Origin of the sequence: Streptomyces sp. NPDC048197, assembly GCF_043202395.1 — a bacterium.
GTDB lineage: Bacteria > Actinomycetota > Actinomycetes > Streptomycetales > Streptomycetaceae > Streptomyces > Streptomyces siderophoricus.
This window is the reverse complement of record NZ_JBIDAJ010000001.1, coordinates 33,088-52,854: the sequence shown is the minus strand read 5'-3', so window position 1 is coordinate 52,854 and position 19,767 is coordinate 33,088. Positions and strand designations below refer to the sequence as shown.

18 protein-coding genes are annotated in these 19,767 nt (G+C 69.6%); 4 read left to right on the top strand and 14 right to left on the bottom strand.

Annotated features, from left to right (window positions below):
- Positions 1–54 precede the first annotated feature (54 nt).
- The 7 genes from ACGF4C_RS00285 to ACGF4C_RS00255 form a co-directional block, all read right to left on the bottom strand.
- Positions 55–1,290, bottom strand: coding sequence for a MinD/ParA family protein (locus ACGF4C_RS00285; RefSeq protein ID WP_393562024.1), 1,236 nt, complete (start codon positions 1,288–1,290; stop codon positions 55–57).
- A 57-nt stretch (positions 1,291–1,347) separates the two neighbouring features.
- Positions 1,348–2,703, bottom strand: a complete 1,356-nt coding sequence (gene eccD / locus ACGF4C_RS00280) for a type VII secretion integral membrane protein EccD (protein WP_393562023.1) — start codon at positions 2,701–2,703, stop codon at positions 1,348–1,350.
- 173 nt (positions 2,704–2,876) lie between these two features.
- A complete protein-coding gene (locus ACGF4C_RS00275; protein ID WP_393562021.1) occupies positions 2,877–3,155 on the bottom strand; it encodes a hypothetical protein in 279 nt (92 codons plus the stop codon).
- Positions 3,156–3,408: 253 nt separating this feature from the next.
- Entirely contained in the window at positions 3,409–3,897 is a 489-nt protein-coding gene (locus ACGF4C_RS00270) for a hypothetical protein (RefSeq protein WP_393562020.1), read from the bottom strand.
- A gap of 877 nt (positions 3,898–4,774) precedes the next feature.
- Positions 4,775–5,068: a hypothetical protein gene (locus ACGF4C_RS00265; protein WP_393562018.1), complete on the bottom strand. Its 294-nt coding sequence runs from the start codon at positions 5,066–5,068 to the stop codon at positions 4,775–4,777.
- 297 nt (positions 5,069–5,365) lie between these two features.
- On the bottom strand, positions 5,366–6,787 hold the full coding sequence (locus tag ACGF4C_RS00260) for a sensor histidine kinase (protein WP_393562016.1): 1,422 nt from the start codon (positions 6,785–6,787) through the stop codon (positions 5,366–5,368).
- Positions 6,784–7,515, bottom strand: coding sequence for a response regulator (locus ACGF4C_RS00255; RefSeq protein WP_393562014.1), 732 nt, complete (start codon positions 7,513–7,515; stop codon positions 6,784–6,786). Before ACGF4C_RS00255 ends, ACGF4C_RS00260 begins: the two co-directional genes overlap by 4 nt.
- A gap of 796 nt (positions 7,516–8,311) precedes the next feature.
- On the opposite strand from ACGF4C_RS00255, the gene ACGF4C_RS00250 reads away from it, so the two are divergent.
- Positions 8,312–9,196, top strand: coding sequence for a glycerophosphodiester phosphodiesterase (locus ACGF4C_RS00250; RefSeq protein WP_393562013.1), 885 nt, complete (start codon positions 8,312–8,314; stop codon positions 9,194–9,196).
- A 444-nt stretch (positions 9,197–9,640) separates the two neighbouring features.
- Here ACGF4C_RS00250 and ACGF4C_RS00245 read toward each other — a convergent pair whose 3' ends face one another.
- Positions 9,641–9,769, bottom strand: a complete 129-nt coding sequence (locus ACGF4C_RS00245; protein WP_393562011.1) for a hypothetical protein — start codon at positions 9,767–9,769, stop codon at positions 9,641–9,643.
- A gap of 13 nt (positions 9,770–9,782) precedes the next feature.
- Between ACGF4C_RS00245 and ACGF4C_RS00240 the strand changes: the two genes are divergently transcribed.
- Positions 9,783–11,036 carry an acyltransferase family protein gene (locus ACGF4C_RS00240; protein ID WP_393562801.1) on the top strand — a complete coding sequence of 418 codons (1,254 nt, stop codon included), beginning with the start codon at positions 9,783–9,785 and terminating at the stop codon, positions 11,034–11,036.
- A 55-nt stretch (positions 11,037–11,091) separates the two neighbouring features.
- On the opposite strand, the gene ACGF4C_RS00235 is transcribed toward ACGF4C_RS00240, so the two are convergent.
- On the bottom strand, positions 11,092–11,271 hold the full coding sequence (locus tag ACGF4C_RS00235) for a hypothetical protein (protein WP_393562009.1): 180 nt from the start codon (positions 11,269–11,271) through the stop codon (positions 11,092–11,094).
- A gap of 301 nt (positions 11,272–11,572) precedes the next feature.
- Here ACGF4C_RS00235 and ACGF4C_RS00230 point away from each other — a divergent pair, with 301 nt between their 5' ends.
- Entirely contained in the window at positions 11,573–12,415 is an 843-nt protein-coding gene (locus tag ACGF4C_RS00230) for an arylamine N-acetyltransferase (protein WP_393562007.1), read from the top strand.
- 243 nt (positions 12,416–12,658) lie between these two features.
- On the opposite strand, the gene ACGF4C_RS00225 is transcribed toward ACGF4C_RS00230, so the two are convergent.
- Together ACGF4C_RS00225 and ACGF4C_RS00220 are read right to left on the bottom strand one after the other, a co-directional pair.
- Positions 12,659–13,051, bottom strand: a complete 393-nt coding sequence (locus ACGF4C_RS00225; RefSeq protein WP_388964553.1) for a RidA family protein — start codon at positions 13,049–13,051, stop codon at positions 12,659–12,661.
- A gap of 390 nt (positions 13,052–13,441) precedes the next feature.
- The gene (locus ACGF4C_RS00220) at positions 13,442–14,353 is read right to left on the bottom strand and encodes a spheroidene monooxygenase (protein WP_393562006.1); all 912 of its coding nucleotides are present in this window, start codon (positions 14,351–14,353) and stop codon (positions 13,442–13,444) included.
- 174 nt (positions 14,354–14,527) lie between these two features.
- Between ACGF4C_RS00220 and ACGF4C_RS00215 the strand changes: the two genes are divergently transcribed.
- Positions 14,528–15,124, top strand: a complete 597-nt coding sequence (locus ACGF4C_RS00215) for a TetR/AcrR family transcriptional regulator (protein ID WP_393562005.1) — start codon at positions 14,528–14,530, stop codon at positions 15,122–15,124.
- A 337-nt stretch (positions 15,125–15,461) separates the two neighbouring features.
- Here the strand turns inward: ACGF4C_RS00215 and ACGF4C_RS00210 are convergent, their stop codons facing one another.
- From ACGF4C_RS00210 to ACGF4C_RS00200, 3 genes are all read right to left on the bottom strand, one after another.
- Positions 15,462–16,637, bottom strand: coding sequence for an alpha/beta hydrolase (locus tag ACGF4C_RS00210; RefSeq protein WP_393562003.1), 1,176 nt, complete (start codon positions 16,635–16,637; stop codon positions 15,462–15,464).
- A gap of 71 nt (positions 16,638–16,708) precedes the next feature.
- Positions 16,709–18,391 carry a bifunctional 3'-5' exonuclease/DNA polymerase gene (locus ACGF4C_RS00205; protein WP_393562002.1) on the bottom strand — a complete coding sequence of 561 codons (1,683 nt, stop codon included), beginning with the start codon at positions 18,389–18,391 and terminating at the stop codon, positions 16,709–16,711.
- Positions 18,392–18,558: 167 nt separating this feature from the next.
- Complete coding sequence (locus ACGF4C_RS00200) at positions 18,559–19,629, bottom strand: DNA glycosylase AlkZ-like family protein (RefSeq protein WP_393562001.1); 1,071 nt, start codon at positions 19,627–19,629, stop codon at positions 18,559–18,561.
- Positions 19,630–19,767 lie beyond the last annotated feature (138 nt).

Below are 19,767 nucleotides of genomic sequence, written 5' to 3'. Positions count from 1 at the left end.
CGTCCGTCATTCACGGTTCGTCGTCCGTTGTTCACGGTCGGGCTCGGCATCCGGTCAGTAGCGTGTCTGGGAAAGCTGGAAGACGTCCGCGGCGATCCGCGCGGCGGCTTCCCTGGTCGGGGCGGCGAGGAACTCGGTACGGACCGGTCCGCCGGCCGCCAAGTGCCTGTCATACGGCAGGACCTGGACGCTCACCCCGGTGGACTGGAGCTTCTGAACGGCCTCGCTCAGGTCGAGTCCCGAGTGGGGCACCAATTCGGTGAGCACGACCATCGTGCCGGCGATCACATGCCGGGGCAGCCCCTGCATCCACTGCAGCACCGAATACGTACTGGTGACGCCTTCCGGCGTGGCAGGCGTGGTCAGAACACGGCCATGGGCGGCGGCGAGTGCGACCCGGGCGACCTCGGCAGGCAGCGTTTCGCAGTCGATCACCATCAAACCGAAGTATCGGCGCAGCGCGACCACGGCCCGCTCGTACGCCCGGCTGTCCAGCATCACGCCGATCTCGCCCTGGCTCGCGGGCAGCAACCAGGCGTTGTTGGGGAGCTGTACGAGATAGCCGGTGACGTCGAGCAGCGACATGTCCGGCTTGACGATGTCCGCAATATCGCTAGTGGTCCAGCGCCGCGTGTTGGCCCCGAGACGCAGCGGCAGCGAGCCGAGTGCCGGATCGGCCTCCAGGAAGAGGACCGGGTCCTGCCGGTAGTGCGAGTACGTGGTGCCGAGCAGCGCAGCGACGGTCGACTTGCCCGAGCCGCCCCGGATGGAGGTGACCGCGATCTGCCGCCCGGTCGTCACGGGCTGCTGGAGAACCTGAGCGGTGCGGGTGACCTCGGCGACCTCGCGCGCCGCTGACGAGGAAAGCGTCCGCCGCAGGGCGCGTGCGGCACGCGCGGTGAAGGACTCGCCGTGCTGCGGCTTGACCCGCACCGCGCCAGCCAGGCCCTCGTCCACCACAGGCCGAGAGCCGGGGGCGCTGTGAGGTGGTTGGGGCCTCGGAGCGTACGTCGTGGCGGGACTCTGCTGCTTCTGCCCCTGGGAGCTGACCTGCTGCGGCCAGCCGCCCTGATGGCCCGCCTGGTGCTCCTGCCCCGGGTGCGGGTAGCCGGCCTGCCGGGGCGCACCACTCCCATGGGCGGCGTCCGGCGCTTGGGCGCTCTGTGCAGGCAGGTCCGGACCCGACGCGGAAGCGTGGTACGCCTGTCCGCCGGGGCCCTGAGCACCCTGCTGGGCACCGCTTCTCAGGTCGCGCAGCACATCCCCTTGCCAGCCGTCTCCGTTCGGCATGTCTGCCCCTCACCCCCAAACCTGCTGCTGCCGGGCCCAAACCGTCGGCACATCGACTCAGAACTGGTTGAGCAGCTGCCCATACACACCGAACACTCCGAAGGCGAGCGGAAAGAGCCCCACCATGCCAACGGACTCGACCAGATCGGCCATGCGCCGCAATCGCACCTGCACATGCTCGGGCACCTGCACCGCCAAGGCGACCAGCGGCAGCACCGCAGCCACGCACAGCACCGCAAGCGGCCCGCCACCCCCTGCGTGCTCCATCCACATCATCACGAGACGCACGATGAGGCTCGATGCGGCCAGGAAGAGCACGACGACCTCGGCGACCAGTGGGAATGCCCGTGTCCTCGACACCAGGACCACCACGACGAGCGATGCCAGCATCACTGTCCATACGGTCGGCATCTCAGCCAGGGTGAGCAGCCAGCCGGCGCAGACTGCCGACACCGCAGTGACCGTCGTCGACAGGGCAAGACCGCGGTGCGTCGCTGCCAGAGCGGTACCCACGTGGTGACGGCTGACAGAGACGCCGCCCGAGCGGCGGTCGTCGAGCGCGGTGAGACCCGATGCCATCAGGGCCAGCCGGGGCAGCACACCGAGCAGCACGAGAGAGAAGACAGCCATCACAGCGCCGAGTCGCGCCGGATCATCCTGGACGGCAGCGACTGCCTCCCACACGATGGTGATCGTGGCGGTGGTAACGGCGCCAACGAGCCCGCCCTTGCCGAGCGGCGAGAAGTAACCAAGGAACATAAGCGTTACGACCAACGCGCCCGTGACGGCGGCGAGCCGCGCGGTCCCCGGCCAGCCGTACGCATCGGCCGCTGTCCACGCGGTGAGAACGCCAAGCCCACCGGAGGCGACCAGAAGCGCGGTCGCCAAACCCCGATTTCCCCGTCCCACCTTGGCGACGAGCGCACCAGCCGCCAGCAGCACGACCGTGACAGCCAAGAAGGCACCGACGAGGGCGCCGAGGGGGAACTCACGGCGGGCGAGCAGCGCAGCGATCACCGCGAAGGTGACAGTCGCCACGCCCGCGCTGGCCCGGCGCGCGGCGGGACGCCAGCGCCAGGCCCGCAGGTCGAGGTCGTCAGCCACCTGGTCGGTGACGTCATGGACTACGGGGGCGGGCGGCGCGGAGTGCGTCGTGACGAGCCGGAGCACAGCGCCGTCGGCTATCCCGGCCGACGCCAGCGTGCTGTCATGCGGCAGGACGGAGCCGTCGGCCGTAACCAACTGCCGTGTCATCGGCTGCGATGCCGGCCGGTCGTCCAGCAGCTGCAAGATTTCCGGGATCAGTTGCCCTACCGGCGTATCGGAGAGCAGGACGACATCAGCCCGGCGTCGCTCGCCGACCAACGTCACTCGGCTCAGCTGCCCCCGGGAAGTCGTTGCTCTGCTCACCACTTACGGGAACCTATCATCGCGGCGTTGACGAACTCTCGGGCCAAACGGGACATGCCCGTGCTGCTGGCCTCTATCCGGACCCGCGTCAGGGAATCCATCTCCCGTCATGGCCAGCTCCTCGCGCATTCCCCCGGAAATGCTGCAAACTCCGTTCGAATCTGATCCTTCGGCTTCTACGATTTCGCCGGCCTTGTCGGCTGCTCGTACTGCTGGACCTGACGCTGCTGCTTCTCCTGCTCAGCCTTCTGCTGCGCCAGCGTGTGCTGAAGGAACGACCACCCCACGCACCCTGCACACAGAACGGCTGTGATCGCGATCCCCGCGAACACCTTCCCGAGCCGCTCATCCGCCGTGCGCCGCCCCCGCTGCGCACCGAACAACAGGGCATCCCGCATCCTGCGCCGGCGCACCGCCACCGACTCCAGCAGCTGACTGTCGTAATCCCGCGCCATCTCGTCGTCCGTCGCCTCAGTCGTCCGTCACTTCAGTCACAGTCGATGAACCCTCGATCGTCGGCGGTCACGCGCCGACCGTCACGCCGAGGTCCTCCCGCATGATGGCGCACTTCCGCGTCTGCCGCCGCGAAGCCAGCTTGTCCAGCACCGTCATTCGCCGTGCGTACGCACCTTGTCCCTCGCCTGCGCGCCTGGCCGATGCACGCACAACGCCTTTGGTGGAGTTCTGCTCCAGCCCAGGAGGGTCTGGTCAGAGGGCGATGTCGCTGCGCAGGGAGTCGACCTGCAGATCATCTCGGACGGCGTTGCGCAATGTGTGGAGGTGGAGGTTGTAGCTCGACAGGTCGGCTTCGTATTCCGGGGAACCCATGCCCTGGCCTCGGGCGATGCGGTCGCGTAGCACGCGCAGACTTTGGAAGGCGCTATCTGCTGCCTGAACGACCCTCTCAGGGGCGGTGAGCACAAGATGTTCCCGGGTTTCGACCAGTCCCGCATCGCGCATGGCCGCCCTGGCAGCCAGATTTCGTGGGACATCCTCCGGGTGATCACCCAGCGAAACCGCGCGCAGGGACTGGCTGGCCCGATGCAAGGAGCTCAGGTAAGCAACGTAAATCTCCCTCTGAACGCTGAGCCGACGGTCGTTGCGTTCCCGCTTCCAGCGCACGCCGTCCGATAGCAGGGCTGAGCCCAGGCCAACCACGGCTCCAACAACAGTGGACACTAACGCGATCCATGACATGGGCCGAGAGCGTAGGCCGAGTCTCAACGCGTGGTCACGGGGGCTGCCGCATCATGGCGAGTAGGCCGGTCGCCTCGTAGAGACGGTGAGCTTGATGTCCTACCGCGGGCGATGCCTTAGGCGCGCCGCCCTGAACAGGGTCGCTATCGAGATCACCGGCAGGACTGCGGATACGGTGAGACACGATGACGACGCCGGATAGCACCTGTTCGATACATACAACAGCCCATAGAGTGGGCGCCCAGCGTCGCTGTCCGGGGCTGGAGCGTCACCGGAGGCGACCAGGGGAGCGCAAGGGGAGCGCGGACGCCTTTGGACGGTGCAACACGGGACGCGACCAGCGGGACCGCGACATGTGCTCTGATCTGGGAAAACGGGATCTGGCATGACCGCTCAGCACAGCCCGGCATGAGTACTAGTGTGCTCGTAATGCGTAGGTCTCGGGTTCGAATCCCGAAGGCGGCTCCGCGGAAAAGCCCAGGTCACGTTATGTGGCCTGGGCTTTTTGCGATGTCTGGCGGGCCGGCGACGGGCTCAGTCGTGGTCTCAGCCGTGGTCGTGCGGCGGAGGGCCGTCGTGGTGAAGGCGGTGGTCGGCAGAGCGGCGGTGGTCACCGAGTCACTGGTCTGCATGATCAACCAGCGGGCGTCCGAGCCCGGTCCGGCCGGGTAGCCCGGGGCGCGGCGGCGGGCAGGACTACGGCGACGGCGTCTCGGGGCCGGCGGTCCGGTCGCGGAAGTCGGCGAGCCGGCGCCGTGGGGCCAAGGAGCTGAGGGGCCAAAGGGCCATAGGACCAATGGGCCCAAGGGCCAAGGGGGCGAGTGGGGCAGGGGTAGACGGAGCGTCAGGTCCTCGGGATCTGGTGGGTCTCGTGAGCCTAGAGGGCCTGGTGGCCGTCCTTGGTGACTGTGAGGTGCTTGGGGACCTCGACCGTGAATCTGGCGTCGCAGAGGGCGAGTCCGCTGCAGCCGGCGTCGATGTCGAGGGTGTCGCCCTTGAGCGTCCACTTCAGGTGCACGGTGCCCGCGGCGGAGTCGAACCAGCGGGTGACCTTGATGTCCTTGCGGTCCGTCGCCACCAGTTTCGTCGCGACCTCGTGGGTCAGCAGCTTCAGGGACGTGCCGGCGTACGGGAAGCGCTTCGATTCCGGCTTCACGGTTTTGGCGTCCACGGAACAGCCGGTGAGGCCGAGCGCAGCGACAGCTGCAAAGGCAACGGCGGTCGCCGTGACGGATGCGGCGGTGCGGGGTGGGCGTGTGGAGGGGGTGGTGGGGGTGTTCGTGGGGGTGAGTGCGGGGGCTGGGGCGGGGGACGGGACGCCTTCGGACATCGGAATCTCCGGTTGGTGCGTGTTCGGCTGGGGAGCGGTGGCTCCGAGAAGAGGATTCCGGGGGGCGGCGGCAGGCACATCTGCCGATCGGTAGATATGGAGGAGGGAGTGGACGGCAGTTTGTGAGGAGAGATCTCCTCAGCGGGTGGGCGGCGTGGGCAGGAGGCAGCGCACGTGCCAGCCCTTTCCGTTTGCGTGTGGGCCGGCTTCGAGGGTGCCGCCGAGGGCGCTGACGCGTTCGGCGAGAGCGGCTAGGCCGGTGCCGCCGCCCTGGCGGGGGCTGCGGGCTGATGTGGCTCGACCAGCGGTGTTGGTGACCGAGATCTTGAGGGTGTGGTCGGCGGTCCGGCCGACGGAGACCTCGACCCGGTCTGCCCGCGGGGCGTGGCGGCGTACGTTGGTCAGCGCCTCCAGCACCACTCGGTACGCGGTGTCCTCGGCCTCTCGGGTGAGGCTGTCGGTGTCGGTGTCGGTGTCGGTGTCGGTGTCGGTGTCGGTGTCGGTCCCGGGACCGGGACCGGTGAGCTCGGCGAGCTCCAGTGTGACCTCGGCGGGTGTCATGGACGAGAAACGGTCGACGAGTTCAGGCAGGTCGGCCAGGCCGTGGGGGCGGATGGGTGGAGGTTCGTTCCCATTGGGTGGGGGTTCGCTCCCGGCGCTTCCCTCTTTCGCATCGCTCCGCTCGTGACTTTCCGCGGTGCGTAGCGCCGCCACCGTACGGTCCATGGATTCCAGGGCCCGTAGCCCGGCCTGCTCGATGCGTTCGAGCAGGGCGCGGTGTTGTTCCTGCTGTTCCTGGTGCTGGTGCTGTTGGTGTTGGTGGGGTGGATTGGGGGGATTGGTGGTTGAGGTCGAGGGTGGGGGGTCGGTGAATTGGGCTGCCTGTACTTCCAGGACGATGCCGGTCACCTCGTGGGCGACGAAATCGTGGAGGTCGCGGGCGACTTCGAGGCGTTGTTCGCGGCGTGCCAGGGCCACCGCGTGCGCACGGCGGGTGTCCAGCGACCGCAAATAGAGGCCGACGCCGGCCGCGCAGGCTGCAGGGAAGAAGGCCAGCGCGGCGACGAAGATCGATTCCTTGAGCCCGGTGTGTGGCGCGTGCAGGGTGTAGCGCAGGGGCAGCAGCACCGCAGCGACGCCGGTCAGGCCGCCGACCAGGCCCACCCGGGAGCCGTGCACCTGGCGTACTGCCCGCCCCAGGAGAACGAGCAGTGCCACCGTCTCGAAGGGGAACCAGAGGACGACGAGTTTCGGCGGTCCGAAGTACGCGAGGTCGGTGATGAGCGACAGCAGTGCCGTGCCAGCAGCCACGTGGGCGAGGTCGTACCGGCGTATCGGCCAGGAGAGCAGTGAGACGACAGTGGTCAGTGCGGCCAGGATGGCGAGTGGGGCGGCGCCGGGCGGGGTCAGGAGGGCGGGGGCGAGCAGCAGTACCGCGGCGGTCGTTGCCCATGCCTGGCGGAAGCGGCCATTCCGTCGGGCCGGCTGGCTTTGGTGCGGTGTGTGGGGACCTCGCTCTGCGCCCCGGGGCTGCAGGGGAGGGGTGATGGGCGGGGTCACCGCGACGGTCCCAGCGGTCCCGGCAGCCCTGGCCGTCCCGGCGGTCCCGGGGGTCCTGGCGGTCCCGGAGTGCGGCCGGTGGCGTAGCCCAGTTCCCAGGCCCGTACCGCGATCCCCACCCGATTGCGGACCTGCAACTTCCGCTGAATGCTGGCTATATGGGTCTTGACCGTGCCCGCGGAGATGAACAACTCGCCGGCGATATCGGAATTGGTCTTTCCCTCGGCGACCTTTCCGGCGATTTCCCGCTCCCGTTCGGTCAGCACGGAATCCCGGTGCCGGGTACGACGGTCCGCCGTGCTTCCCGTGACGTGCTGGAGAAGTCGTACGGTGATCGATGGGCTGATCAGGCTGTCTCCGGCCATCGCCGCCCGAACCGCCTCGATCAGCATTGCCGGCCCGGCCCGTTTGAGCAGAAAGCCCGAGGCGCCGAAACGCAGTGCGGGATAGACGTATTCGTCGAGGTCGAAGGTGGTGACGACCACGACACGTACCGGGTGCGCGGAGGCGGGATCGGCCAGCCGACGGGTCACTTCCAGGCCGTCGAGGCGTGGCATACGGATATCCACCAGCGCCACATCCGGCGCGAGGGCCCGGCCCAACTCGACGGCGGCCACTCCGTTCGCCGCTTCGCCGACCACTTCCATGTCGGGCTGGCTCTCCACGATGCGGCGTATCCCCCGGCGGACCATCTCCTGGTCGTCGGCGATCAGCAAGCGAATGGTCACGGGGAGGAATTCTGCCGGACGGGGGAGAGCAGGTGGGTCTGAATCGGCGTGCTGCGCTGCTCGGTGTTGGGGCGTTGCGGTGTTGCGGTGTTGCGGTGCTGGAGGGTTGGGGTGCTGGAGGGTTGGGGTGCTGCGGTGCTGGAGTTCTGCGTTCCGGAAACGGGCAGCGGTGATCGGATCCTCGGGGGCACTGCGACACCAGGCTGCCACCGGGGCGGGCCCGTCACGGCTCGGCACTCCGACGTCTTGGCGTACGTGGCGGGTCTGGGGCGTCCCGCTGCGGCCCCAAACGCGCCATAACGCTATAAGGCACCGCTCCCGGATACTGCAGCCCCCGGCGCTTGGCGAGGCGGCCGGCGCGGCCTCATGGGTACGGCTGGCGGGTCACCGGAATGGACGCGTGTTCGCAAGCCTTTCGCCGGGCTTTCCGCTCACCTCGCTCCACCCTCCCGGCCCTGCCCTGACCTGCGGAAAGCTGCGGAAAGGGGCTGAGGTGAGCCAGGGGCGCAGCGGCTCGCGCGCGGGCGTCGCCGGACCGTTCGTGTGGCCGACTCACCGGCCCGCAGGCACGTTGAACAGAAAGGCCCAAGGCCCACCGGCAGGGCCCGAGTCGAGCGAGCCCCAGCGGCGCCCGAGCCCCCAGTGAGGCCCTACGGGAGCCCGTGTGCCCCCGCACGAGGCCGTGCGGGGGCACACGGGGCCTGCGTGGTGAGTGAGGCCGGACACCTGCGTGACGACGGGCCCGACGCGCCTATGTGAGGGGCCCACGTGCCCGGACCGACCTGGAGGCTGCCGCATGCTTCGGAGATCGTTGCGGATCCCGGCCGCCGGAGTCGCGTACCTGGTGACGGCGGCGATGTCGTCGTCGGCCATGGCGTCGGGGCCGGAGGAGTACGCGGACGTCGCCGTGAGCAGCGGGGCGCGGGCCGGTCCCGGCACCCCCGCAGCCATGGTCATCGCGCACCGCGGCGCCTCCCGTTACGCGCCGGAGAACACGCTGGCCGCCGTGGACGCGGCACATCGCCGCGGCCTCATATGGGTCGAGAACGACGTGCAGCGCACCAAGGACGGCCGGCTGGTGGTGATCCACGACACCACGCTCAAGCGGACCACGAATGCCGCGAAGCTGTTTCCCGGGCGGGCGCCCTGGCGGGTGGGGGATTTCACGGCCGCCGAGATCGCTCGGCTGGATGCCGGGAGCTGGTTCGGCAAGCGGTTCACGGGGGAGCGGGTGCCGATGCTCGCCGACTATCTGCGGCGTCTGGACCGTAACGGGCAGCGGCTTTTGCTGGAGATCAAGTCCCCTAAGGACTATCCCGGAATCGAGGCCCAGGTCGTCCGGGAACTGCGGTCCCACGGTTGGCTGGATCGCGACCATGTGCGGAGCCGGCTGGTGGTGCAGAGCTTCAGCGTGACCACCGTGAAGACCGTGCATGCACTGGTGCCACAGGTGCGTACGGGAATCCTGGGGGCGCCCGATGTACGCAAACTGGCGGCCTATGCCCGCTTCGCCGACCAGATCAACCCCCGTATGTCCGCGCTGAGTTCGCGATGGCTGGCGGCGGTCCACCGACTGCACGGCCCGCATGGGCGTCCCTTGCAGGTCTACGCCTGGGACGTGGCGAAGAACACCAACGCGCGGTCCGTGCGTGCCCGGGGAATCGAAGGTGTTATTGAATAGCGGGTGGCGTCCCCGACGGTCCGCCGGCCGGCTCCGGCCCCTGACGGTGCGTGAAGGTGCTGTGGAGGGTGGATGGGCGCCGGGTGGCAGCGACAGGAGGGGATTTACGTGATTCCCGCCGCGGAGCTAAGGTGCCTGAGATGTTCGACGCCGCCACCCTTCCCGTAAAAGAACTAAGACGCAGGATTTGGCTTTTGGGTTCCGATTTGCGGCCCGGTGCGGGCCAGCGTCCGGCTCCTCCCGTGGTCCCGTTCCGGGAGGCTTCTTGAACAACGATTTTCCGGTATACGGCCAACGGCGGGTCCCACTCCCACCGCCGCGGCAGACGCCGAACGGCACGAGTCACGGTGCCGGCTCCGGCGCCCCGTATTCCTCTTCGTCCTCCTCCTCGTACTCCTCGCCGCACTCCCCTTCGTCCTCGCCCTCGCCCTCGTATGCGTCCTCCTACGCGTCCCCGGCAGCAGCAACGGCCGCGACGACGACCACGAACATGACGAGGACCACGGACATGACGACGGCCGCTGCGACGATGGCGCCGGCCGACACGGGGACGTCCGTGTCCGAACGCTCCATGGGCGAACGGTCCATGGGTGAACGGGCCCTGAGCGAGGGGGCAATGGCCGACGGATCCGTGGCGGAACGTGCTGCGGCACCGGCGGGTGGACGGGCCTCCGGCTCGGCCTCGCACGCCAGGCCCCGGGGCCGCGCCAGGGGCCGGGGACGGGGGCGGGGCAGCCTCGCGAACGACGGCGCCGTTGACACCAAGGCCGGCACCAAGGCCGGCACCGGTGCCAACGCCGCGGGCGGCGCCAAGGCGAAGCCGCGCGACGCGTTCTTCGACAACGCGAAGTACCTGGCCATCGTGCTGGTCGCGATGGGGCACTCGTGGGAGCCGCTCCGTGACGGCAGCCGGTCGGCGGCGGCGCTGTATATCACCGTCTACGCGTTCCATATGCCGGCCTTCATCATCATCTCCGGCTATTTCTCGCGCAGTTTCGATATGCGCAAGGACCGTTTGCAGCGGCTGATTACCGGCGTCGCGGTGCCGTACATCCTCTTCGAAGTCGCCTATACCTTCTTCAAGAGGTGGGCGGATGACGACCCGCATTACCCGATAAGCCTTACGGATCCCTGGTATCTGACCTGGTTCCTGCTGGCCCTGTTCATCTGGCGGCTTACCACTCCGCTGTGGAAGATCGTGCGCTGGCCCGTACCGCTGGCGCTCACCATCGCCGTCCTTGCGTCCATCTCCCCGGACATCGGCGATGACCTGGACCTCCAGCGGGTGCTGCAGTTCCTTCCGTTCTTCGTGATCGGGCTGTCGCTGAAGCCCGAACACTTCAAGCTGGTCCGCCGCAAGAAGGCCCGGATCCTGGCCGTCCCCGTCTTCGCGGGCGCCCTGGTCTTCGCGTACTGGGCTGCGCCCCGTATGAACGCCGCCTGGTTCTACCACCGGGACGCGGCACAGGAATTGGCCGCTCCGTGGTGGAGCGGTGCGGTGATGACGCTGGCAATGTTCGGGTGCTCGCTGGTACTGGTGGCGTGCTTCTTCGCGTGGATACCGGGCCGCACGATGTGGTGCACGGCGCTGGGCGCGGGCACCCTGTACGGCTATCTGCTCCACGGTTTCCTGGCGAAGGGATCGCGCTTCTGGGACTGGTACGACGTGCGCTGGATCCACACCCCGTGGGGCGCGGTGCTGCTCACCCTCGCCGCCGGCACCATCGTCACGCTGCTCTGCACACCACCGGTCCAACGGATGTTCCGCTGGGCCATGGAGCCGAAGATGACCTGGGCCTTCAAGAAGGACCCGGTGGGAATGGCCCGCGAACGCACCTGACCGCCACGGTCAGCCGTGGTGGCCACCGCGGCCACTACGGCGAGCAGGGCGGCCATTACGGCCACCACGCCCGGCAGGCGCCCACCACGGTCGGCGGGGCCCTGGTGGCCGGGACGGCCACCAGCGTTCCGTAGGGAGCGACAGTCAGCGGCGAGAACAGCACCAGCACCGTCAACAGGGGCGCCTGCACGGCCGGGAAACCGGCGCGCGGGCGCCCCTGGCGCGTACGGAGCACCGGAGCATCGGTGCTCCGTACGCGCTTGCGCGTCCCGGCCCCTTGCGTGTACTGGCCCTGGCGCCCGGCTTTGGCGTGGCCCTGACCCTCTCCCCCCACCCTCCTGAGGTCGGTCAGGGGCGCTGAGACTGATCAGGGGCCCTGAGGCGGGTCCGGGACCCTAAGACTGGTCAAGGACGGACCTAGGTCGCCTCGGGGTCGCCTCGGGGACAAGCCTTAGGACGAATAGCCGATCCCGCCGCGGCGGCAGATCTCCTACGCTCGGGAAGGGAAAGGCCCAGGTCAACGGGGAGGGTGCAGCGTGACTACCAATGCCGCTTGGGGCGGGGACCAGCTGGATCTGGAGGCGTATCTCGCCCGGATCGGCTACGAGGGCGACCGCCGGCCCACCCTGGAAACCCTGCGCGCACTGCACGCCGCCCACCTGTCCTCGATCGGCTTCGAAAACCTCGAGATCGTGGTGGGCCGGCCCGTCCTGCTCGACCTGGAGTCGTTGCAGGCCAAGATGGTCGAGCAGGGCCGCGGCGGCTACTGCTACGAACAGAACCTGCTCTACGCCGCCGCTCTGGACCGCCTAGGTTTCCGGATCTCCGGCCTCTGCGCCCGGACCCGTATGGGCGAACGACGCATCCGCCCGGCCACTCACGCGCTGCTCAAGGTCGGGCTGGACGGTGAGGACTGGATCACCGACGTGGGCTTCGGCGCCGAGGGACTCCTGGAACCCCTTCCGCTACGGGACGGCGTCGAGTCCCACCAGGGGGAGTGGACGTTCGGCCTGGTCCATGAGAAGGGGACGGAGACGGCCCCCGAGGCCTGGGTACTCCGAACACGCCACGCAGACGACTGGTTCGACCTCTACGCCTTCGGGACCGAACGGCGCTTCCCCGTCGACTACGCGGTCTTCAACCACTACATATCCACCCACCCCCGCTCGCCGTTCACGGGCCAAATGGTGGTGCAGCGCCCGAGCCGCGACCTGCGCAGGACACTGATCGGCCGGGAGTACGCCGTCACCCGCCCGGACGGCACCCGCGAAGCACGCGAGGTGAGCCCCCAGGACCTCCCGGACCTCCTGGCCACCGAATTCGGCATCACCTTGTCGGCAGCGGACGCGCAAGCAGTGGTGACGTTCCACGAACGCTAGGGAGAGACGCCCTCTGGATGGTTGGCGGGATGCCGGGATGCCGGGATGCCGGGATGCCGGGATGCCGGGATGGCCGGATGGCCAGAAGGACAGACGGCCAGCCGGCCCACGGGCAGACGGCCAGACGGACAGCCCACGTTGATCCTTCGCCCCTTCGCCCACTCGCCCACTCGCCCCTCTGTCCCTCCGACCTTCCATCCCCTCCCCGCCACCAACTACTCAGTGCCACCCACCCGTTGCCAGCTACCGGATCACGGCGATCCCCTCGATCTCGACCAGAGCCGCCTCGTCCCAGAGGCGGGTGGCGCCGATTACGGCCATCGCCGGGTAGTCACTGCCGACCAGACGCTTCCACACCCGGCCGATCTCCCGAGCGTGCCGGCGGTAGTCCGCGATATCGACGGCGAAGACGGTGAGTTTGGCGAGGTCCGACGGGGCGGCTCCGGATGCGGCCGCGACGTCCAGGAGGTTCGTCAGCGCACGCTCGAACTGCTCGACGATCCCGTTCCCCACGATCCGACCCGCACCATCCAGCGCGGTCTGACCGGCGAGGAAGACCAGTGTTCCCGGCGCGGCCCGGACGGCGTGACTGAATCCGGTAGGCGGGGCAAGGTGCGGCGGATTGATCCGCTCCATCTCCCCGGCACCCCCCACGGCCTCCCGAAGCGCGTCACCGGCGTCGCTCGCCGTCTGCTCGGGCTCACCGCTCATCTCAGTCTCCGCACTCATCCGCACGAACTCCCTTCCACCGCCCACTCGTACCGCACCCGCCGCACACGGCACCCCCGCGCACGCGCACCTGCCGCGCACGCGCACTCGTACCCGCACACGTACTCACACGTGTCCTCGTCCTCGTTCTCGCACTCGTACCCGCACACGCACTCCAGGGATTGAAGCCCGTCCTGCCCCTCCAGGGAAGCCGCCCATCGGGGAAGACAAGTGGCAGTCAGCCGGCCATCGGGACAGGGGCGAGGCGGTCCACCATCGCACCGCTGCTCCGAGCCGCGGCCATCAGCACACGCTTGATCAGCGCGTTTCCCTGTGGCTGGTAGCAGCAGTGGCCGCTGTCGAACCAGCAGTCGCCAGCGGGTCCCGGCCGTCCAAAGTGCCTTGGGCGGCATAAGGGAGGCAGCGTACGAATCCGGCCTCGTGGTGAAACGGTGCTGCCTGATGCGCCTGGATCGCTGCTTTGTGATCGGGCTGGGCGGAGCCGTAGGCGTAGCGGCGCATGGCGTCCACGCTCTGCCATATGGAGAACGTGCTGACGAAGCGGGGCGGTCTGGCCAGGGCGAGGGACGCGAGCAGCGCGGGATCGGCTGCCGCTCGCCCGGCGGCCCGGGAGTTGGCGCGGAGGAACGGCAGGGCGCGACGCAGGCGGAGCTGTCCGAGGGTGAGCACGGCGACCGGGGCGGCGGGAGCACCGGCTACCACCTCGACGTGCCGCTCGCCGCTCTCCAGCCCACGGCCGTCCTGCCCACGACTGGCCTGCCTCTGGCCGTCCTGCCCACGGCTGTCCCGCTCCTGGCCGTCCCGCCCCTGGCCGTCCTGCTCCCGATATTCCTGCTCGCCGTATCGCTGCCCGCCGTATTCCTGGTCGTCATCCGCCGCTGTGCCGGGTGCGACCTCCACCGGCATCGCGCTCCACGATCCGGACATCCGGATGGGCCGTAGTCGTACGTGCCAGCCGCCTGCCAGTCGTTCCGCCAGCGGGTTCTGCTCCGTGCGGAGGAAGCCGTCGAGTGCGGCGTCGTCCTCCCAGGAAGCGAGCAGTGCGACCCGGCCTGGACGCAGCTTGGGCAGGAGGCCGGCCTCGATGGCCCCGGTCAGTGTCGTCCGGGCGGAGCGCAGCCCCGGAACCTCGCCCGGGTGCAGACGCTCGCGGAGGAGGGCGGGCACGGCACGCGCCCCCACGTCGGCGACATGCAAGGAAATGATCACAGCGACCCCCGTATCCGGTCGCCTCACGGTGAGTCGACCCGTAAGCGTTGTTACTCAGTAAGCTACTCATGCGTATACCGAGTGGTACACGATCTAGTATTCTTCATCGCAGCGACGATTGCCAGAGGAATCGAGCAGTCCGAATCGGCCAAACGGAGGGGTGGCGAGGGTCGTATGAGGGAGATCGATCGGGGGCGCGCGGCGCGCGCCGAGGCCAGGACGCGTATCGAGGACGCCGCCGCCCGGCTGTTCGCCGAGCGCGGCTACGCGGGCACGACCATCGGGGAGATCGCCGCCGAGGCCGGTCTGAGCAAACCCATGCTCTATCGGCACTTCGACTCCAAGCAGGAACTGCACCTGGCGCTGCTGGAGCGGCACCGTGATGAGCTGGCGGCGGCCCCGATCCAGCAACTCCTGCACGGGGAGGGGGATCTGGACAGCCGTATGAGGGCGATGTACGACGCATGGTTCGGATATGTGCAGAGCCATCCGTACACCTGGCGGATGATGTTCCGGGACACTACCGGGGACGCGGAGGTGCAGGACTTCCACCGTGAACTGCAGCGCAGACAGCGTGAGACGGACATGGCGCTGCTCCGGGAGTTCGCCCCCGGGCTGCCCGAGGGTGAACTTGAGCCGCTGGCCGAGGCGATCCGCAGTTCGCTCTACGGACTCGCCCTGTGGTGGCTGGACCAGCCCGAGCAGCCACGGGAAGTACTGGTGTCGGCGATGACCCGGATCACCCGTGGCCTGATGGCAACCGTGGGTTAGTCGGGGGACGGGCGGGAGGCAGCTCCTCCCGGGCCCTTGGGGGAGGGGCAGCTGCGCAGGGAGCAGACGCGCAGGAGCAGACCCGTAGGGAGCAGACGCGCAGGAGCAGACCCGTAGGGAGCAAACGCGCAGGAGCAGACCCGTAGGGAGCAGACGCGCAGGGAACAGGTCAGACAGCCCAGGCCGCTCGACGCAGGCCACACATCCCAGCACACACGGCGCAGGTCAGACAGCCCAGGCCGCGCAACCCAGGCGGCTCGACGCAGCCCACACCCCGCCCACACCCGCAGCCCAGACCAGCTGCTCGCGCCCCACAGCCCCCACCCACCCCCCCCACTCAGGCCACCACCGCCCCTTCCGCCCGCTCCGGACAGAGCGCCGACCGCAACTGTCCCTTCCAGTGCGCCTTCGTCTCCCTCGCGAGGCGGGTGTCCGGGGCGTGCAGTTCGAAGCCGTGCCAGGCGCCGGGGACGTTGTGAACCGTCACCGGCACGCCCGCGTCCATCAAACGCCGGGCGTACGCCAGGCCGGTGTCGCGCAGCGGGTCGAGGTCGCAGACCATGACGTACGCGGGCGGCAGGCCGGAGAGATCGGCGGCACGGGCCGGCGAGGCGTAGGCGTCCGGCACCGTCGTCCCCTCGGGGAGGTAGTGCTGCCAGGCCAGGCGCACGGTCCGAAGGCTGTTCAGCCAGGGATTCGGCGGCGCACCGGCCCCGGCCCCCTCCTTGGCCCCTGCCCCGGACCCGTCCTCGGAGTCGGCGCCCTCGTCCTCCGGCATGGCGGGGACGGGCTGCTCGGCGGCGCGGTCGTCCACGTCCGGTACGCACATCGACTGGTAGACCAGCGCAGGGCCGCCGCGGTCGCGGGCCATCAAGGCGACGGCCGCGCTCAGCCCACCGCCCGCCGAATTCCCGGTGACGGCGATCCGTTCCGCGTCGATCCCCAAATCATTCGCCTGCTTGGCCGTCCACTCCAGGGCCAGATAGCAGTCCTCCACACCGGCCGGGTACCGGTGCTCCGGAGCGAGACGGTATTCCACGGTGACGACAATGGCGGGCAACTCGCGGCAGAGCGCGATCGCCGACCGGTCCTGACCGGGCAGCGAGCGGCCGATGGCATATCCGCCACCGTGGAAGTGCAACACGGCGGGCAGGAGATCCGCCCCAGCCGCCCCAGCCGCCCCAGCCTCCCTGGACTCCCTGACCTTCTCGCCCTCCTGTCCCTCCTCGCCCTCCTCGTTCCCCTCAGCCTCCGCACGCTCCGGCCGGTAGACCTCGACCGTGAGGGCGCTCCCGTCCGGCCGCGTGATGTCGTACCGCTCGCTGCTCACCCCGGTCCGATCGGCCGGGCGCAGCGCCAGCAGCCCGCGGAACCTCTCGCGGGTGGCCTCGATGTCCTCGTACGGATCCGAGAACGGCTGCAACTTCGCCAGATAAGGGACCAGTTCGGGATGCACGGTCAATCCGGGCGGGACCGTCACAGGAAGTTTTGCAGGAAGCTTCTTCTCAGCCATATACGTCTCCTACCAGCGTTGGCGTGCGGATGCGGCGATATGGCGAAGCCGGAGCCGCCGCACCGAGGGCCTCACTTCGCGTCCGCGTAGCACTCCACCACCGCCGTGGTGAAGGGGAAGCGGACGGGTGTCTCACCGAACGCCGTCCGGCCTGCCGTCGCGGCCGCTGCCGTGATGGCCTCGGACACCGCGGCCGCCTCCTCCGCGGGGCAGTGCACGATCACCTCGTCGTGCTGGAAGAACACCAGCTCGGCGCGGAGACCGCCCGCCCACAGCGCCCGGCGCAACGCGGCCAGCAGCAGCAACGCCCAGTCAGCGGCGCTGCCCTGCACGACGAAGTTACGGGTGAACCGGCCGCGGGCGCGGGCGGCCGCCGAACTGCCGCCGTACCCCGTGGACGGCTCCTCCTCCTGGGGCAGACCCGCCTCGTCGGGCGGTGCCATGGAGGCGGGCGGGCAGGTGCGGCCCAGCCACGTACGCACCAGGCGTCCCTCTTCGCCCGCACGCGCCGCGTCGTCCACATACGCCACCGCCGCCGGATAGCGGCGGCGAAGATCGGCCATGTGCTTGAGGGCGTCGCCCGACGTCTGGCCGTAAATCGCCCCCAGGAGCCCGAGTTTGGCCCGGTCCCGGTCGCCGCCGAAGGCACGGGCGGCCAGGTCCGCGTAGAGATCCTCGCCGCTGCCGGCCACCTCCATCAGACCCCGGTCGCGGGAGACCGCGGCCAGCACCCGCGGTTCCATCTGGTCCGCGTCGGCGACCACCAGGCGCCACCCCGGATCGGCGAGCACCGCCCGGCGGATCACCTTCGGGATCTGCAACGCACCGCCGCCGTTCGTCGTCCAGCGGCCGGAGACCGTGCCACCGGGCAGGTACTCAGGACGGAACCGGCCGTCGTGCACCCACTGCTGCAACCACGCCCACCCATGGGCGGTGTGCAGACGGTAGAGCGTCTTGTACGCCAGCAGCGGCGCCACGGCGGGATGATCGACCTTCTGCAGCTCCCACTTACGGGTCGAGGTCAGCGGAATCCCGGCCCGGCCGAACGCCTTGACGATGTCGTTCGGCAGATCGGGACGCACCCGGGCACCGGGCCCGAACGCCCGGGACACCTCGTCCGCCAGCTCCGCCATCCGCCGTGGTTCCAGCCCTCCCGGGAAGCGCTCGCCCAGCAGCTCGTCGAGCAGCGCACGATGCACATCCGCACGCCACGGCACCCCCGTACGCCCCATCTCCGCGGCCACCAGCATGCCCGCGGACTCGGCGGCGAGCAGCAGCCGCATCCGCTCCGGGTGCTCGGCCCGGGCCGTACGCGCCACCTGCGCGGCGTAGACCTCCGTCAGCGCCGACAACTCGTCCGTGCCGGGCGGCAACGGCACCGGGCCCGGTTCGAAGAGGGACGGCTGGGTCTCCGCCGTACGCGGGGGAGCGTCCGGGGGCACGGGCAGGGAGTGCAGCCGTGCCCAGGCGGCGGCCAGCGAACGCGGCTGCCCCGACTGGCCCTCCTCATGGCCGATCAGCAGCGCTTCGGCGGCCTCCACGTCGTAGCACCGCTCGACGCGCACCCCGGCAGCCAGCAGCCGCCGGTAGGTCTCGGCGGTGGACCGCCACACCCACCGCTCGACCTCGGGTCTCGACCGCACCGCCTCGGCGAGCGACGGCTCGCTCACCACCGGCCCCGCCACCCGGCCATCCGGAGTGAGCGGGCAGAGACGAGCACCCCCGTCGCCCGTCTCCACCACCGCCCATCTCATGTCCTTCAGTCTTGCACCAGGGTCTGACAATCGCCCTGACCTGCAAGTTCGCCACACAACAGCAGCCGCAACCTCCCGTGGCGGCTACGCCAAGACCGCGGGCGCGGGCGCGGGCGCGGGCACAGGCACAGTTACGCCCCCGTCCCCGCCCCGACGCCGACCACGACCTACCCCACCCGCACCACCAGCCGCCGTTCGCTGCCCGTGCAGCGGGCGAGTTGGGCGGCCTCCGCCTCCAGGCCCGCGGTCGGTACCGCGCCGTGCTCCGCGAACAACGTCACATCCACCGTCTCCTCGGTGAACTCCCATACGCCCGCCACCCGCCCCTCATGCACCACCACCGGCGAGATCCAGCCGCCGCTGCGGCTGACCGCGGTGCGCCGCGCGGCCGCGATCAGTCGTGTATCGGAAGTGCCGGGCCCGAGGACGTACTGATCGAAACCGGCCAGCAGCCGCACCTCCTGCGAGGGCTTGATGCGCGCCAGCGCCGTCACGTCCTCACTCCGCACAAGCGACTCGAACCACCCGCGGAGCACGGCCTTACGGGTCGCGCCGCGCAGCAGCCAGGCGTCGAACGTGGCCGGTGTGGCCGGGCCGTGGGCCGCCAGGTACGCCGAGATCACCGCCGGCGCGGCCTCGTCCGGGTCCGGCACTCCTCGCCAGCCGGGCACCCAGGAGCGCGGCGAGGTGAACGTGACGTTCTGCCCCCGTGGCGGGCCCTGACACAACCGGCCCGTCCAGGCCAGCGGTTTGAGCACGGTGCCCCAGCCGGACGCCAACTGTTCGCCCAGACCTTCGAGGCCGGGCCGCGCCAGCACCGCGTCGATCAACTCCTGCCGGGTCAGCACCCGCCCGTCGAGGATTTCGTCGATGGCCTCGCCCAGCGCCGACACCTGCTGCGGGCTCAACCCGAACGCCCGCTGCCAGGACGGCTTTTCCCACGTACGCGCCGCGCCCAGCAGGGCGAGATAGGCCGCCGCCCCGTCGGCCGGCAGCAGATGGAGCGTGCCCCGCATCGCCCAGGTCCTGACCAGGGAACGGGCTACGAGCGCCTCCTGGACAGCGCGGGGGTGAGGCTCTTTCTGCCGTATTGCCAGGGCGAGTTCGGCCGCCGAGGCGACCTGAGCCTGTACGCCGGCCAATTGCCCGACGAGCTGCTCCACCGAGGCGGTCGTCCGCGGTGACAGACTCTGCTGCCGAAGTCGCCAGGCCAGCACCTGCGCAAGTGTCACCTTCATATCGCCATTGGACCGTACGCCACTGACAACGGGCTTTTCCCGGGCCTAGTTTGGCGCGACCCCCATAGCCGCACCGCGTGCGACGATGACGACGGGACGCCCGATAGGCCGAGCTGCCGAACGGCCAACTGCCGCCTA